A 1,250-nucleotide genomic window follows, 5' to 3' on the forward strand; every position below is an offset into this window, starting at 1 on the left:
TTCACCGTTTACAACAGGTATGCACCCACCTTCACGATGCTGTCAAAGAAGATAACGCTCTGGCAAAAGCATGGTATCGCCAATTTCCTTCTTATCATCAGCATCAACTAAGAGCAGCCATTACGACAAAAAATGAGAATCAACTCCGTGATTGGTTGCAGTCATTTACGAATGACAAGGCACTCGTCGACTCACTCAAAGATCGCCGTCAGAAGAGTATTTATTCACCTGCTCTGTTGTATTTCACCAAGGCTAAGCTAATGTCTGATTGTGAAAAGTTTAATTTAGTTTCAAAATCCACCATTCACGAAAATACAATTAACACCTCAGCCACCCTCAGTCCCGATGGCCGCCATCTGGTGACCGTCAGTGAAAGCGACAATGCGAACATCTACGGCCATAAGATGGATGGATCATGGGGATTAAAAGCGATTATTGCCCATAAACATTATGTCCGTTCAGCCGCCTTCAGCGCCGATAGCCTTTATGTGGTGACCGCCAGCATCGATGACACTGCGAAAATATTTGGCTTAGGGTGCGATGGATCATGGCAATTTAAAGCCAGTATTACCCATGAGTTACCGATCATATCAGCCATCTTTAGCGCCGATGGCCGCCATCTGGTGGTCAAAGATGTAAATGACTCTGTGCAAATCCATACCCGGAAGGCCGATGAATCCTGGGAATTAACAGCCACCTTTTCACAAGGTACATTTGTCCAACCAAACACCCTCAGCACCGATGGCTATCATTTGATCATCGCCAGGTCGGATAACAAGGGGATAATCTATAGCTACAAGATCGATGGATCACGGGAAAAAAAAGGTACCATCCCCGATTTTAACAATGTCATTTCAGCGAGTCTAAGCCCCGATGGCCGACATGTATTGACTGCGAACACGGATCACAGGGCGAAAATCTACGGCAAGGAGTCCGATGGATCATGGTTACAAAAAATCGTCATTCACTTCAAGCATCATATCAACTCGGCCATCTTCAGCGCCGATAGCCGCCACGTGTTGATTGCCAGCCAGGATGGCAGTGTGAAAATCTATGGCCAGACAAGCAAAGGATCATGGGAAAAAAAAGTCACCATTTATCATAAGTGTGGAATTCAATCAGCCACTTTCAGCCCCGATGATCGCCATGTGGTGACTGCCAGCTTAGACGGAACCTCGAAAATCATTGGTCAAAGAACCGATGGATCATGGTTAGAAAAAGGCAGCATTTCCCATGATGACGCGGTCTTT

1 protein-coding gene is annotated in these 1,250 nt (G+C 45.9%); it reads left to right on the forward strand.

Annotated elements, in window-relative coordinates:
• On the forward strand, positions 1-1,250 hold a 1,250-nt coding region (locus KDK17_RS14450; RefSeq protein ID WP_257288361.1), incomplete at both ends, for a WD40 repeat domain-containing protein.

The organism is Endozoicomonas sp. SESOKO2 (genome assembly GCF_024606245.1).
In the GTDB taxonomy this organism is placed as follows: Bacteria; Pseudomonadota; Gammaproteobacteria; order Pseudomonadales; family Endozoicomonadaceae; genus Endozoicomonas_A.